Here is a 14,164-nt window from a genome sequence, read left to right on the forward strand (position 1 = left end):
AAAAGGGTAGCGGATCCCCCCGTTCGCGGTGGGCGTTTTCCGGTGATCGAGTTGACTCGAGTCGTCGGTCTGACCTCCCGCGAACCGAGGGCCGCCGGAAGGTTGATACCCAGTTCGGAGAAAGCGATCCGCAATGGACGGTCCCGACGGCGGCGAGCGTGATGACGATCGGTCCGGATCCCGCAACGAGCGCTCGAGACCGGATCCGTCTCGGGGAGACGAAACCGGGAATCGTACGCCCGAATCGCGTGATCGCACATCCGAATCCGCCGACCGGACGTCCGAACGCGACGACCGGGCGTCCGACTCCGGAACGCGAGACCGGACGACTCGCGACGATCGGGGTCGCGCGACCCGCGACGACGGCGTCGCAATCGAGGACGGCATCGGTCGCTGGCTGCTCGAGAGCGACGACTGGCGAGTCACTGCGTGTCGAGACGTCGCGACGAGTCTCGCGATCATTGCGGTCCTCGTCCTCCTCCTGTTCGGAATCAGCGGGACCTGGCCGTCGTTCGTCGCCGTCGAGAGCGGCAGCATGGAGCCGAACGTCCGGGAGGGAGACCTCGTCTTCGTCGTCGACGACGATCGGTTCGCCGGGGGGAGCGCCGTCGCCGAAACCGGTGTCGTCACCCTCGAGAGCGGACGAGCCAGCGGGCACGAGAGATTCGCCAGCCCCGGCGACGTCGTCATCTTCGTGCCGAACGGCGATCCGACGGAGACGCCGACGATCCACCGTGCCCACTTCTGGGTCGAAGCGGGCGAGCGATGGGTCGAGACCAAAGCCGATCCCGACTCCCTGAACGGTGCGACCTGCAACGAAATCGTCACCTGTCCGGCACCTCACGACGGATTCGTCACGAAAGGCGACGCCAATCCCGGCTACGACCAACTGCCGCGCTCGGGCGCGGACACGACGATCGTCAGTCCGGACTGGATCACCGGGAAGGCGATGCTTCGGGTTCCGTGGATCGGAGAGTTCCGGCTGGCGGTCGGGTCGGCGGGTGCAGCGACCGGGTTGGGACCGACGGCTACCTTCGTCGCGACGGGCGTGATCGCGCTCGTCTTGTTCGGGATGGCCGGCGGGGAACGCGAGTCGTGAGGCGACGGGCGAACGATCCCCGCGAACGGAAAGTTGATTGGGCGGCCCGGCAAAACCAGTGACGATGAGCGGTTCTAGTGCCGGGAACCCCCCGGACGATTCCGGCGACGACGATCGCGCGCAGGATCGAAGCGCCGGCAGTTCGCAAACGCCGCCCGCACCCGAGAAACCGTCCCGGAGTGCCGCCGACTCCGACTCCAATGCCGACGGCGTGACGATCGACGACGACGGGATCCTCCGCTGGTTCCTCAAGACCGACGACGAGACCGTCATGGTGGCGCGGGATCTCTTGAGTAGCATCGCCATCGTCGCCGTCGTCGGCCTCCTCCTATTCGGCGTCAGCGGCATCTGGCCCCCGCTCGTCGCCGTCGAGAGCGGCAGCATGGAGCCCAACATGCACAGGGGCGATCTCATCTTCGTCGCGGACGAGGGCCGATTCGCCGGTGACGCTTCCGTCGCCGGAACCGGCGTCGTCACCCTCGAGAACGGCCAGGAGAGCGGCCACGACAAGTTCGGCAATCCCGGCGACGTGATTATCTTCCGACCCAACGGCAATGCGGCCGAAACGCCGGTGATCCACCGCGCCCACTTCTGGGTCGAAGAAGGGGAACACTGGGTCGATACCAAGGCCAGCGAGGAGATCGTCGGCGATGCGACCTGTGAGGAAGTCGTGACCTGTCCCGCCGATCACGCCGGCTTCGTTACGAAAGGTGACAACAACGGCGGCTACGATCAGCTGAGAGGATCCGGTGCCAGAACCGATATCGTCAAATCCGAATGGGTCACCGGGAAAGCCATGTTCCGGATCCCGTGGCTCGGCCACGTGCGCCTGACCTTCGACAAGGTCCTCGGTGGGATGCTTGCTCCGACGTCGCCCTCGAGCGCGACGCTACATGGACCGACACCGGCGATGACGCCGACGCTCGCCGGTCCGGACACTGCTGGTACTGGCCCCGGACTGGACGGTGAACTCGCCGGCGTCGCCGCCATTGCCAGTACCGGAGCCGGGGCCACGATCGCGATCGGCCGATACCGTAACTGAGCCCGGAATCGACCGCTCAGTTCTTCACCTCTCTCCTCGAAGCTCCGTCGCAACTCGAGATGCAGACGTGTCGAGTCTCGAGAGTTTTTCGCGGTCCATGAGGAGGCTCGAGTCGAAATAGGGGGGTCCGAACGCGACGCTGGGAAGTCGACCTGTCTAATCGGACGAACGGTACCGGCGAATGGTTTCGGAAGGCGAGACTGAGGGGTGTGCAGCCGAAGTCCAGAGAAGTCGAGGGAGCGGACGTGAGCCGACAGTCAGTTCTCGAACCGCGCCTGAACGAACGGCTGGACGTCGTCGATATCGCTCAGTCGGGAGTCGCTCAGTAACACGGCCTCCGTCTCTTCGAGTGGAACGGAGAGACTGATCTCCTTGGTCCGGCCGTACCGTCCCTTCGAGACGACGACGGCGTTGACGATCCCGAGCATGTCGAGTTCGCTGATGAGATCCGTCACGCGCCGCTGGGTCAACACGTCCGCGTCGATCTCCTCGCAGAGGCGCTTGTAGATGTTGAACACCTCGCCCGTGTTGATGCTATGAACGCCGTTTTTCTCGAGCAGGATGATCGCGAAGAGGACGAGTTTGCTCTGGGTGGGCAGCGTGCGGACGACCTCGACGACGCGATCGAGTTCGATCTTGTCCTGGGCCTGTCGCACGTGTTCCTCGACGATCGTCTCGGCCTGGGACCGTTCGGCCAGTTCGCCCGCGGTCCGCAGGAGATCCAGCGCGCGCCGCGCGTCACCGTGTTCCTGTGCGGCGAACGCCGCACACAGCGGGATCACGTCGTCGGAGAGTGCGTTCCCCTTGAACGCGACCTCCGAGCGGTGTTTGAGGATGTCCCGGAGCTGATTCGCGTCGTAGGGCGGGAAGACGATCTCCTCTTCGCCCAGCGAGGACTTGACCCGCGGATCGAGGAAATCGGTGAACTTCAGGTCGTTCGAGATGCCGATGATCGACACTCGCGAGTTCTCGAGTTCGGAGTTCATCCGCGAGAGGTTGTAGAGCGTGTCGTCGCCGCTCTTCTCGACGAGCTTGTCGATCTCGTCTAACATGATGACGACGACCCGCTCGTCGTAATCGACGGCGTCGAAGAAGACGCTGTAGACCCGATCCGTCGGCCAACCCGTCATCGGGACCTCCTCGAACGAGTCCTTGTCGTCCTCGAGAGCCGTGATCCGGTCGTCGACCTCGGCCCGGGTCTCGAAGGGCGTCGACTCGAGGGGGTGGTCCGGCGGGAGCGCGGTCGAATCGGTCGCGGCGTCGTCGCGACCGGCTCCGGTGTCGTCGACGTTCGCCGGCCCGTTTTCCGCTCCGGACGACCGCGAGTCGGCGGGATCCGCCGATCCGTCTGAAGACCCCCCTGCTTCGAGTGGAGAATCGCCCGACATGGCGTCGGTATCGGTTCCAGTCGAAATGTCTGTGTCCGACTCCGTCTCCTCGCTCGAGACGAAATCGAAGGGGTCCGTTGCCGTCTGATCGTTCGCGCCATCGCCCGACTCAGTCACGTCGGCGCTGTGACGCGCAGCATCGGCATCGTACTCGTCGAGGTCGTCCAGCAGCGACTCGAGTTCCGCGACGCGGTCGTCGATCCTCGCTTTGTTTTTTTCGATGAACTTATTCGCGAGCTGTGCGAGCACGCGGTACTGGGTGTCGGTGACCTCGCAGTTGATGTACTCGACGTCGCACGGGACGGAGTACTTCTGGGAGGTGCTCTCGAGTTCCTTGCTGACGAACTTGGCGCTCGCGGTCTTGCCGGTCCCGGTTTTCCCGTAGATGAGAATGTTCGACGGCGTTTCGCCGCGGAGCGCGGCGACGAGGATCGTCGCCATCTTATTGATCTGATCGCTCCGATGGGGAAGTTCGTGTGGCGTATAGGACGGGCGGAGGACCTCCTTGTTCTCGAAGATCGGTTCGCCACTGAGCAAGTCGTCGAACAGTCCCTGATTCGACTCGTCGTCGCCGAGGTCGGCGTTCTCGAAATCCGTCGAGAATCCGCTCGTTCCCTCGACCTCGTCCGAACCAGTGATCTCTGAGTTATCGTCTGACATCCGTCGTACAGCACCCCCTTATTTCGAGTGGAACGTCGAACCAGGGAGCGGAAATACAGCGGTATGGTGGCCTCCGTAGAGGGATCCACCGTTCCAGATACCCGATTCGAGTCCAGTTGATGCAAACGAAACAGAGGAAAACCACGATAATAAATCCTTCCCTTCCCCCCTCGTCTTGGAACGGAAACGGCGTTCAGTGTGGAGTCAGTTGTCTTTCCTCGATCGGGTTCCGATCTCTCCGATGGAGACGTAGAGACTGTGCGCGTGTGACATACGCGTGCGTAATAGCGGAACGGATGCGACATGCGCGTATATAGTGACGTAAATGGTGTCTGTAAGTATCGTATCAGCGAACGGATCGCAGTGTCTCACTTCTGCAGGACCATGGTAACAGATCGGAGATAAAGCAGGACGAATTTCCCCTCGATGTTCCCGTGGTCTCTCCGTAACTGATGATCGAGACGAGTCAGTCGAGACGAGTCAGTGGACGTGTGCCGTCACAGTCCCGAGACGATGAGGAGACAGGCTCGAGGATCGATTACAGTGTGATATATAATGTCGTAATAGGAGGCGGCGATGCCCCCCCCACCCCTTCGTTTCGGGTGGAACGAGCGAAAAGGGTGGGTGGGGGTTCGACGGCGATTTATCACGAGAAGATTTATCTGGATGGAGTAGAAACAATAACCGTAGAACTAGCAGAACAGCTAGTCTTACTAGAGCTAGGATAACCTTTACTAGTACCTACTAGAATTAGTCCTTGGAGGCATCTATCTTACTAGATAGGATTCTGAGTTACTAGAAATATCGTTATCGGCGAATTCTCCATCGCAATCGGCCTGAGATGCGTCTCGAGTCGAAATGAGGGGCCGATTCTCTCCTCACATCGGTTCGCCAGTTCGTGTTCCCACCCGCGCCCGCAACGATCTCCACTCGAAACGAAGGGGTGGGGGTCTCAGGATCGCTCGATTCGCCTTCCAGAAATTAATATGGTATATATAGTCATTCAGTTGGATGCTAACACACATCGTACCTAACACGCGGCCGGAATATACGTAGAACACTGATATATTCCTCCTGTCTCTCACTTCTCCCTCTCGGATCTAGACCCGTAGTTACCCTTCGACCACGTAGTTGCTCTTTTAACCAGGGTTTCTCTCGGTATTCGTTGAGAACACGTCTCGATCTCGATTACAGTTCCGTCTCATAATAACTCTCTTCCGTCGAATTGTCTACACGTCTGACGTAGGCTTAAGTGAGTTCAGTTTGTAGTACGCGCAGATGCACCCCGCGGTGCTGGAGGCCTCTACAGATGGGACTGTTCACAGAACTCAAAGATAGTATCTCCCGGGCTACGGACCGCCTGTTTTCGGCACAGGAGCCCAAACGAATCGGTATTTACGGTCCGCCGAATGCCGGCAAAACGACGCTCGCGAACCGTATCGCGCGTGACTGGACTGGTGACGCGGTCGGTGCGGAGAGCCACGTCCCGCACGAGACACGTCGCGCACGTAGGAAAGAAAACGTCGAGATCGAACGCGACGGCAAAACGGTGACCATCGACATCGTCGACACGCCGGGTGTGACGACGAAGGTCGACTACGAGGAGTTCACCGACGAGATGGACGAAGAGGACGCGATTCGCCGCTCCCGCGAGGCGACCGAAGGCGTCGCCGAAGCGATGCACTGGCTGCGAGAGGACGTCGACGGCGTCATCTACGTTCTGGATAGCGCAGAGGATCCGATCACGCAGGTCAACACGATGCTGATCGGTATCGTCGAGTCGCGCGATCTCCCCGTTCTGATCTTCGCGAACAAAACTGACCTCGAGGAGTCGAGCGTCAAGCGGATCGAGGACGCCTTCCCGCAACATAAGACCATTCCCCTGTCCGCGAAGGAGGGCGACAACATGGACGAAGTGTACGACAACATCGCAGAGTACTTCGGGTGATTACCGATGCCAAAAGCAACTAACGCGGACGACTCGGACGCACCCGACGGCGTGCAGATCGACCTGATCAGCGGCGAACGCATGGACGGCATGGCGACGATGGAGAAGATCAGGATGATCTTGGACGGCGTCCACGACGGCAACATCGTCATCCTGGAGGAGGGACTGACGCCCGACGAGGAGAGCCGGCTCATCGAGGTGACGATGGCTGAGATCAGTCCCGACGAGTTCAACGGGATCGAGATCGAGACCTATCCCAAGTCCGAGACCCGCGACTCGTCGTTGCTCGGTCGCATCATGGGAGGTGACGAGACGGAAGCGAAGCTGACGGTGATCGGACCGGCGAACCAGATCGAGACGCTCCACAAGGACGAAACGCTCATCAGCGCGCTCGTGTCCCGTAACTAATGCCACATCAGTGTACGAACTGTGGCCGAACGTTCGCTGACGGCTCCAAAGAGATGCTGTCGGGGTGTCCGGACTGCGGCGGGAACAAGTTCCAGTTCGCACCGACCACGACGGCCGCAGCCGAATCGTCCGGCGGAACCGAGACGGACGGCTCGAGGGGGGCCGATACGGCGAGCGCCTCGGCGGACGCTTCCTCGCCCGAATCGGACAGCGTCGCGACGCGCGCTGCGGAAACGGTTCGCGGCTGGGTGTCCGCTGGGTCCGCCAACGAACCGGATGCGGAGTCCGCTGAGCGGCCGGCGTCGAACGGATCGACGGCAGCCACGGGATCGGACGGCTCCTGGCCCTCGAGTGACGATACCGGCAGTAGCGATTCGAACCCGCCGTCGGACGGCGAGTTCGACGAGTGGCCCGAGACGGCACGTCGGCCCGAGGACCGGTCCGGATCGCCAGCCGAGGCGGCCGACGGGTCGTCGACGGAGACGGCCACTGACGAGCGGACTTCATCTCGGGACCCGTCGGATCGACCATCGAGCAGCCCGTCGACGACCGCTACGATGGCGGACGACGAAAATTCGGCGCAGGCCGACGCCCGCAGCGAAGTCGTCCCCTCGGCCGATCTCCCGTCACACTCCGAGAGTCCGGACGGAGACGGCTCGAGGCCCGACAGCGATGCAGGCAATGTCGTCGGTCCGCAGGGCGAAGCTGAGACCGGGGCCGGATCAGAAACGGATGTTGGAGTCGGCTCTGACGCCGATGACCAGCCTCCGGAACACGGTCGCGTCGTCAGCGAGCCCAGCGGGGAACGCCCGTCGATCGAGGATCTCCGGGCGGAGCTCAACGAACAGTTCGAGAGCATCAAGATCGTCCGACCGGGACAGTACGAACTCAACCTGATGGAGCTCTACAACCGGGACGAGTACATCATCTCCCTGCAGGAAGACGGACGGTACGTCATCGACGTGCCGGACTCGTGGCACGACGGCGATGAGGACGACGACTGAGGCTCGCCCGTCGATACCTCTTTTCCGCCTCCCAGCACAGTGTCGTTTCGACTGCAGAATCCTAGCCATTGGGAAGATCTTACCTTCCCTGTCCGATCCTCGTTCCACGGGAAATAACCCGTCTCGATACGCCCGAAAGAGCGCGCCCGGAAATGGCTGGAAGAGCCCGACCAGAGACAGATGGATTTAAGCGACGCGGATACGACCCACCGCACATGAGCACCGCAACCAAGGTCGTTCTCACCACGGTCGCCGTATCGGCGCTGCTGTCGATCCTGCTCGTCTTCCAGAACGCGTTCGCCTGATGTTCGAGGCTCGTGCGCTCTCGGATCGGGTCGAGGCCGTCCGCGAGGCTCACGCGCCTGACGCGCAGGTCCTCGACTGCGACCGCGACTTCGAGACGCTGAACCCGGCAGTCGCCGAGGACCTCGGCCTGATCGTCAACGCGCTCGAGCCCGCGAGCTATCCCGCAGCCTGGCTGCCGGAGAACGCGCCGACCTTGCTCGCCCGCTACGCGAGTTCGGATCTCACGATCGGGATGCCAGGCGACGGCAGCGTCGCCTGGACCTGCCAGACCGACCCGCCGATCGTCCTCGTCAAACCGCGCGTCGAGGGGTCTCCGGACTCCTTCGTCGACTTCTTGATCGCCGAAGCGCTCGTTCAGGTCGATCTCGAGGTTCCCGAACACTTCATCGGCTTCTTCGAGGAGACGTATCACGACCTCGACGAGGCGGTCGCGCTCGACCCCACCGACACCTATCAGATCGCCGCGGCGCTGTACGACGGCTGGGTCGGTCTGCAGACGCGCGAGGTCTTCGCGGACTGGCACGACGACCATCCGGAACTAGCCGACGCCTGGCAGGACGCCGGGACGCGACTCGAGGACCGCGTTGCCGGACTCCCACGTGCGGTCGCGCGCGGTGACACTGACTTCGCGGACGCGACGGAGCTGGCGTGTGCCGCGATCAAACACGCGATCGAGTTGCCGGCTCCCTTCGCCGCGCTCGATACCGAGGCGTATCTGGACCACGGACCGGAGTACGCGATCCAGTGGGCCGAGAAAACGTTCGACTCGCTCGAGGACTAGACGCGTTTCGTTCGGGTTCAGTTGTCCCTGGTCGACAGTATGCTCTCAGTTGGGAATCGTACTCGAGACCGTCCGATACGCTGTGCACTGCCGACTGTGTCGACTAGTAGCGAGCGACCTGCTCACGCCTCCGTTCCGTAGTGCTGTTACAATCGACTACTGCGCTTCTGTTCTGTCAGAACTCGGCGTCGACGCTGCCGTCCTCGTCGAGGTCGATGATCCCGTCGAACAGCCCGCGGAACTCGTCGACGAGTGCCTCGTCGTGGGGCTCCTCCGAGAGGTGGAAGAGGCCGACGGCGTCGTGTTCCTCGAGCAACTCGAGGATTCGTTCGACCGCCTCGAGTGCCTGGTCGTCGCCGGCGTAGTAGGCGAGTTCGGTGACGGAGTCGAAGCTGATGCGGAGTTTGCCGTCGTGGTCGTCGAGGAAGCCGTCGATATGCTCGACGATGCCGTCGACGTCATCGGGGGCGGCGACGTAGTGGACCGTATCTGACGAACGCCGCGAGTAGCCGCGTTCGATGCTGAGCGTATCCAGAATTTCGGCGCGCTCCTCGTCGACATCGTAGTACTCGAGTTTCTGCCTGACTTCGCGAGCGGTGGTTCGCGTGGAGATGACGAGGAAGTTGTCGGTGTCGATTTTGAGGAAATCGGTGTCGATGCGGTCGGTTTCGCCGGTACTCGGATGCAAGAGGAGCACGCCGGTCCCACCCGGTACCGTTTCCGGTGTCCCGTCTATTTCAAGCGCGTAATCCATATTGCCGTGAACAACTTTGGGAACTCCCTTAAGCGTGCGGATGTATCTTTGAGGGAGTCAGTGTCGGAAACGGAGGAAGGGCCTGAAAAACTGGCGAGGCTGGGACAGTGTCACTCACCGAGCGTCGAAATCCGGATGCCCACGGATTTCGGTCACTGACGACCCTTCACTCCATATGTTTTAGGCCAGCCTAAAGTATCTATCGGTGGTTCTCATCACCGTGAGAACGGTCGGGGCGAGTCGGTCTCGGAAGACGCTGCACCGATGCGAACGCGTTTAGGCCCGCGGACCGCAGCGTCTCGTATATGAGCATCCGCGAGGAGTTCGACGACTGGGCGGCGAGCGGTCGGGACAAGGGAATGGAGGAGCGCCACTGGCACACCGCGAAGCACGCGCTCGCGCGGATGCCGATCGAAGCCGGTGACGTCGTCCTCGATCTCGGCTGCGGGAGCGGCTACGCCGGTCGCGCGCTCCGCGATACCAAAGACGCCGGCCGGGTCTACGGGCTCGACGGCTCTCCTGAAATGGCACGCAACGCGGCGACGTACACCGACGATCCGGCCGTCGGCTATCTCGTCGGTGACTTCGATGAACTCCCCTTCGCCGACGATTCGATCGACCATATCTGGAGCATGGAGGCGTTCTATTACGCGGCCGATCCCCACCACACGCTCGCGGAGATCGCTCGCGTCCTCCGGCCCGGTGGCACCTTCTACTGTGCCGTCAACTACTACGAGGAGAACGTCCACTCCCACGAGTGGCAGGAGTTCATCGCCATCGAGATGACCCGCTGGGACCGCCAGCAGTACCGCGAGGCCTTCCGCGACGCGGGACTCGCCGTCGCCGAGCAGGACACCATCCCCGATCGCGAGATAGCCATCCCCGACGAGGTCGAGTTCCCCACGGAGGACTGGGAGAGCCGCGAGGACATGGTCGAACGCTACCGCGAATTTGGCACCCTACTCACCGTCGGCGTCGCTCCCTAACTCCGCCGTATCCGTCCGCTGCTAAGGAACCTGTCAGCGAAAACCCCCCGGTTTCCACTCGAGACCGTTACTCCCGTCACACAGGCCGTCACGACGCCGATAACTCGAGTCGAAACGCACCTCTCTGACGGACCGCCGATCGTCACCCACCCGATCGACTCGAGGAAACGTTCGACCAGCGGGACTGTCACACTCTCGCGTGCGTTCCACCGGCCGGGACGACCGATCCGAGCGACGTCCTCGTCTCGCTCGCCGGCCGGACTACTCGTCCCGCTCGCCGGCCGGAATCGCCACCTCGAGCCAGTTCTCCTCCGGGGGCAGCGGACAGTCGAAGGTCTCGCTGTAGGCACAGAACGGCGAGTACGCGATGTTGAAGTCCACGACGAGCTCGTCGCCGTCCTCGAGGTCTCGATCCGGCTCGAGTTCCATGTACCGACCGCCCTCGTAGGTCTGCTGGCCCGTCGTCTTGTCGCGAAACGGCACGAACAGTGGCTGCTCGTTCGGGCTCTCCTGTTTATACGCCGCGAGTTCGAACGTCCCGTCCTGCAGGTCCTCGTCCTCGCGGTCGAGTTCGAACTCGAGGGTCGCGACGCGGAGATAGCGCATCTCCCGGCCCGCGGTGGTGTCCATCAGGACGACCTCGGGGTCGTCGTGGACCGCGGCGGTCGCGGTCACCCGATAGTCCGGATCGGGGTCGAAGTAGTCGAGGCCCTCGAAGTCCTCCCGCGCTTCCGGCGGGATCGGCGACTGGGGATGGTCGGCGAAGAACTCGTCTTTCTCAGCGCGTTTCGACTCGAGTTCGTCGCGCCAGCGCTCGACGTCGATCGAATCGCTCATAGCCGGAGTAGTCGGCGGATCGGGGAAGGCGTTGCGCTTCGGTCCCGTTTCGAAACGCCGGTCCGCTCGGTCGCCGGTCGAAATCCGCAAAACAGCGGTGCAATCGATGGCTCGTCCTCGCCGCAGTCGTTCGTATCGGTCGCTACTCTTCGATCGTGAGCACGCCGTTTCGCGCGGAGACGTCGCTCGCCTCCGGCGGAAGCTCAAACTCGAACTGCTCGCCGTCCGCCACGATGATCGCGGTCGAGCCGACGATATCGACCGAGATGTCTGCGGCCGAGCTACCGAAATCGACCGCGATAACGCTACCGTCGCCGTACTCGAACGTACGAATGACCGCGTCCTGGTCGACGTTCTCGAGGGATTGGGGAACCTTCACAGGCGACCGTAGGGACTCAGGTGGTTAAAGGGTCACGCTGGCAGCAACCTGCGGGGTGGCGGTCGGTGCGAACGCGCGATCATCGTCTCGAGTCGCTTGGGCGGGTCCGGATCCTCCCGACATTTATCCCGCATGGCGCGGCCAATCCAGTCCGTCAACGCTATGGACGACCGACGATGAGTACGGGAAGAATGACGAATTGGCGGACGGTGTTCGGCCACACCCAGCCCTACGAGCCGCAGGTCGACGGTATCGAGACGGCCATCGACACCGGACGGGAGGGCGGCTACACCGTCATCGAAGGGGCCTGTGGTACCGGGAAGACGATGATCGCGCTCACCGCGGGGATCGACCTCGTGCGCGATCCGGACACCGATTACGAGCGCGTGCTCGTCCTCACGAGCGTCAAACAGCAACTGCGCCAGTTCGAAGCCGACCTCGAGACGATCAACGAGAACCTGCCGACCGACTGGGACCCGATTTCGGGACTCACGCTGGTCGGGAAGGCCGACGTCTGTCCGTACAACCGCGAGAACGCGGCGGGGATCGACGACGGCAACGTCTACGACCGGTGTGAGACCCTGCGGGATCGCACTCGCGACCTCACCGGCGAGGGCGGCGACACGACCGCACAGAATCTGGCCGCCCGCGCCCGAAGCCAGCAGATCGGACTGGCCGACAGCGGCAGCCGGTCGAAGAACACGTTCCTCGAGACCGCAGGCGAACCGACGCCCTATCCGCCCGATCTCCCCGAGTACGGCGAGGGCGGTCCCGTGGGGGCCGAGACCGAGTACTGTCCGTTCTACGCGCAGTACCTGGAGGACCTGCCGGACGACGAGGAGAACGGTTCGGCCGCGGAGGCGGTTCCCTACGACTTCACCGACGCCGGAATGGTCACGCCGGAGGAGCTGGTCGCCCGCTCGGTGACACACGGTACCTGTCCCCACTCCGTGATGGGGGCCGCCCTCGGCGAGGTCGAGGTCGTGATGGGGAACTACTACCACGCCTTCGACCCCCGGACGGTCGGTTCCTTCACCGGCGCGCTGCTGGACGAGTCGACGTTCGTCGTCTGCGACGAGGCCCACATGTTAGAGCCGCGCGTCCGCGACCTGGTCAGCGAGGGCGTCGCCGACAGCACGCTCCGGGACGCCGAGACCGAACTCTCGCGAGTCATCCAGCCGATCAAATTCGAACGCGAGGGCCGGCAGGCCGAGGGCGGCTCCAAGACCGCCGACGCGGACCTCGTCCGCGGGGAACTCGAGGACAGCGACGTCTCGTTCGAGGAGCTCAATCGGACCCTCGAGTTCGTACAGGATCTCCGCGAAGAACTCGATCGCCGGGTCACGGCCCACCTCGACCGGAACTATCGGGGATGGCAGTCGAACCTGAACGATCTCCGCGACGAGGAGATCCCGCTGCGCGAGCCGGGTGAGCCCACCGAGGACGAACTCTCGGAGTGGGCGAAAGAAGCGGGACACGGCGACGCGGAGTGGGTCCGCGCCGAGGCCGTCGGCGCGGTCGTCGAACGAGTGCTGAACGAGGCCGAAGACGAGGACCGGACCCGCGCCGCGCCCGCTGTCGGCCGCGTGCTCGGTGAGTGGTACCGCCGCGGTCACACCGATTACTTCCGCGAGATCGAACTCGAGCGAACCTGGGACGATACCGAGCCGCCGGAGTCGTGGCGGCGGGCCTACAATGCACGCCTCTCACTGCACAACTGCGTGCCGAGCGACGCCATCGGCGACCGACTCGGCAACTTCGGCGGCGGGATCCTGATGAGCGCGACCCTCGAGCCGATGGACGCCTTCACCGAGGTGACGGGACTCCAGTACCTCGCGCGCGAGGAGGACCGACCGGTCGTCGAGCGCCGGTACGGCCTGCACTTCCCCGCGGAGAACCGCGAGAGCTTCGCGGTCGCCGCGCCGAAGTACACCTACGACAATCGCGGCAGCCCGGGAGCGGACAATCCGACGCGCCGATCCTACGCCGACGCGATCGGGAAGGTCGCCCGCCTCCCCGGCAACGTCCTCGTGGGGATGCCCAGTTACGCCGAGGCCGAGTGGGCCGCCGGCACCCTCGAGGACCGGGTCGACAAGCCGATCCTGCTCGACGCGGCGAGCGACGACGAGACCACCCAGTCGCTCAAAGACGAGTTCTTCGCGGGCGAGGGGAAGGTGCTCGTCACCAGCCTCCGAGGCACGCTGACCGAGGGCGTCGACTACAGCGGCGACCGGCTGGCCGCGGCCGTCGTCTGCGGCGTTCCGATCGTCAACACCTCGAGCCCCCGGACGAAGGCCGTCCGCCGGGCCTACGACGACGAGTTCGGCGACGGCTTCACGTACGCACTGACCATTCCCGCGGTCCGCAAGGCTCGGCAGGCGATCGGCCGCGTCATCCGCAGTCCCGAGGACGTCGGCGTTCGGGTCCTGCTCGACGAGCGCTACGCCCGCGATAGCTGGGACTCGGTCAGATCATACCTGCCCGACAATGGCGAGTTCCAACCCGTCAGCCCCGACATGCTCGACGTAGGCCTCGAGCGGTTCCGATCGCGGTTGTCCTCGCAGTAACGGCG

13 protein-coding genes are annotated in these 14,164 nt (G+C 63.4%); 9 read left to right on the forward strand and 4 right to left on the reverse strand.

Annotated elements, in window-relative coordinates; genetic code table 11:
* The first annotated feature begins 133 nt into the window (after positions 1 to 133).
* Positions 134 to 1,099 (forward strand): S26 family signal peptidase, encoded by a 966-nt coding sequence (locus tag LDH66_RS16560; protein WP_226482197.1) that lies wholly within the window; start codon positions 134 to 136, stop codon positions 1,097 to 1,099.
* A gap of 64 nt (positions 1,100 to 1,163) precedes the next feature.
* On the forward strand, positions 1,164 to 2,141 hold the full coding sequence (locus LDH66_RS16565) for a S26 family signal peptidase (RefSeq protein ID WP_226482198.1): 978 nt from the start codon (positions 1,164 to 1,166) through the stop codon (positions 2,139 to 2,141).
* Between the two features lie 257 nt (positions 2,142 to 2,398).
* Here the strand turns inward: LDH66_RS16565 and LDH66_RS16570 are convergent, their stop codons facing one another.
* A complete protein-coding gene (locus LDH66_RS16570; RefSeq protein ID WP_226482199.1) occupies positions 2,399 to 4,189 on the reverse strand; it encodes a Cdc6/Cdc18 family protein in 1,791 nt (596 codons plus the stop codon).
* A gap of 1,309 nt (positions 4,190 to 5,498) precedes the next feature.
* On the opposite strand from LDH66_RS16570, the gene LDH66_RS16575 reads away from it, so the two are divergent.
* The 5 genes from LDH66_RS16575 (at position 5,499) to LDH66_RS16590 (ending at position 8,636) form a co-directional block, all read left to right on the forward strand.
* Positions 5,499 to 6,137, forward strand: a complete 639-nt coding sequence (locus LDH66_RS16575; RefSeq protein WP_226482200.1) for an Era-like GTP-binding protein — start codon at positions 5,499 to 5,501, stop codon at positions 6,135 to 6,137.
* A 6-nt stretch (positions 6,138 to 6,143) separates the two neighbouring features.
* Positions 6,144 to 6,545, forward strand: coding sequence for a DUF2073 domain-containing protein (locus LDH66_RS16580; RefSeq protein ID WP_090618424.1), 402 nt, complete (start codon positions 6,144 to 6,146; stop codon positions 6,543 to 6,545).
* Positions 6,545 to 7,549 (forward strand): OapC/ArvC family zinc-ribbon domain-containing protein, encoded by a 1,005-nt coding sequence (locus LDH66_RS16585; protein WP_226482201.1) that lies wholly within the window; start codon positions 6,545 to 6,547, stop codon positions 7,547 to 7,549. Before LDH66_RS16580 ends, LDH66_RS16585 begins: the two co-directional genes overlap by 1 nt.
* 215 nt (positions 7,550 to 7,764) lie before the next feature.
* Positions 7,765 to 7,854: a hypothetical protein gene (locus LDH66_RS23305; protein WP_006185006.1), complete on the forward strand. Its 90-nt coding sequence runs from the start codon at positions 7,765 to 7,767 to the stop codon at positions 7,852 to 7,854.
* Complete coding sequence (locus LDH66_RS16590) at positions 7,854 to 8,636, forward strand: DUF7089 family protein (protein WP_226482202.1); 783 nt, start codon at positions 7,854 to 7,856, stop codon at positions 8,634 to 8,636. The genes LDH66_RS23305 and LDH66_RS16590 overlap by 1 nt, the downstream gene beginning before the upstream one ends.
* A gap of 175 nt (positions 8,637 to 8,811) precedes the next feature.
* Here LDH66_RS16590 and LDH66_RS16595 read toward each other — a convergent pair whose 3' ends face one another.
* The gene (locus tag LDH66_RS16595) at positions 8,812 to 9,390 is read right to left on the reverse strand and encodes a DUF7090 family protein (RefSeq protein WP_226482203.1); all 579 of its coding nucleotides are present in this window, start codon (positions 9,388 to 9,390) and stop codon (positions 8,812 to 8,814) included.
* Positions 9,391 to 9,695: 305 nt separating this feature from the next.
* Here LDH66_RS16595 and LDH66_RS16600 point away from each other — a divergent pair, with 305 nt between their 5' ends.
* The gene (locus LDH66_RS16600; protein ID WP_226482204.1) at positions 9,696 to 10,376 is read left to right on the forward strand and encodes a class I SAM-dependent methyltransferase; all 681 of its coding nucleotides are present in this window, start codon (positions 9,696 to 9,698) and stop codon (positions 10,374 to 10,376) included.
* A 261-nt stretch (positions 10,377 to 10,637) separates the two neighbouring features.
* Here LDH66_RS16600 and LDH66_RS16605 read toward each other — a convergent pair whose 3' ends face one another.
* Both LDH66_RS16605 and LDH66_RS16610 read right to left on the reverse strand, forming a co-directional pair.
* Entirely contained in the window at positions 10,638 to 11,213 is a 576-nt protein-coding gene (locus tag LDH66_RS16605; RefSeq protein ID WP_226482205.1) for a DUF1684 domain-containing protein, read from the reverse strand.
* 142 nt (positions 11,214 to 11,355) lie between these two features.
* Positions 11,356 to 11,592: a DUF7127 family protein gene (locus LDH66_RS16610; protein ID WP_226482206.1), complete on the reverse strand. Its 237-nt coding sequence runs from the start codon at positions 11,590 to 11,592 to the stop codon at positions 11,356 to 11,358.
* Positions 11,593 to 11,783: 191 nt separating this feature from the next.
* Here LDH66_RS16610 and LDH66_RS16615 point away from each other — a divergent pair, with 191 nt between their 5' ends.
* On the forward strand, positions 11,784 to 14,159 hold the full coding sequence (locus LDH66_RS16615; RefSeq protein WP_226482621.1) for an ATP-dependent DNA helicase: 2,376 nt from the start codon (positions 11,784 to 11,786) through the stop codon (positions 14,157 to 14,159).
* Positions 14,160 to 14,164: the final 5 nt, after the last annotated feature.

This window comes from Natrinema amylolyticum (assembly GCF_020515625.1).
Classification (GTDB): Archaea; Halobacteriota; Halobacteria; order Halobacteriales; family Natrialbaceae; genus Natrinema; species Natrinema amylolyticum.

Excerpts from the sequence above, each read along its gene's own strand:
- LDH66_RS16560 (WP_226482197.1), top strand. The coding sequence starts at position 134 with ATGGACGGTCCCGACGGCGGCGAGCGTGATGACGATCGGTCCGGATCC.
- LDH66_RS16565 (WP_226482198.1), top strand. The coding sequence starts at position 1,164 with ATGAGCGGTTCTAGTGCCGGGAACCCCCCGGACGATTCCGGCGACGAC.
- LDH66_RS16570 (WP_226482199.1), bottom strand. The coding sequence starts at position 4,189 with ATGTCAGACGATAACTCAGAGATCACTGGTTCGGACGAGGTCGAGGGA.
- LDH66_RS16575 (WP_226482200.1), top strand. The coding sequence starts at position 5,499 with ATGGGACTGTTCACAGAACTCAAAGATAGTATCTCCCGGGCTACGGAC.
- LDH66_RS16580 (WP_090618424.1), top strand. The coding sequence starts at position 6,144 with ATGCCAAAAGCAACTAACGCGGACGACTCGGACGCACCCGACGGCGTG.
- LDH66_RS16585 (WP_226482201.1), top strand. The coding sequence starts at position 6,545 with ATGCCACATCAGTGTACGAACTGTGGCCGAACGTTCGCTGACGGCTCC.
- LDH66_RS23305 (WP_006185006.1), top strand. The coding sequence starts at position 7,765 with ATGAGCACCGCAACCAAGGTCGTTCTCACCACGGTCGCCGTATCGGCG.
- LDH66_RS16590 (WP_226482202.1), top strand. The coding sequence starts at position 7,854 with ATGTTCGAGGCTCGTGCGCTCTCGGATCGGGTCGAGGCCGTCCGCGAG.
- LDH66_RS16595 (WP_226482203.1), bottom strand. The coding sequence starts at position 9,390 with ATGGATTACGCGCTTGAAATAGACGGGACACCGGAAACGGTACCGGGT.
- LDH66_RS16600 (WP_226482204.1), top strand. The coding sequence starts at position 9,696 with ATGAGCATCCGCGAGGAGTTCGACGACTGGGCGGCGAGCGGTCGGGAC.
- LDH66_RS16605 (WP_226482205.1), bottom strand. The coding sequence starts at position 11,213 with ATGAGCGATTCGATCGACGTCGAGCGCTGGCGCGACGAACTCGAGTCG.
- LDH66_RS16615 (WP_226482621.1), top strand. The coding sequence starts at position 11,784 with ATGACGAATTGGCGGACGGTGTTCGGCCACACCCAGCCCTACGAGCCG.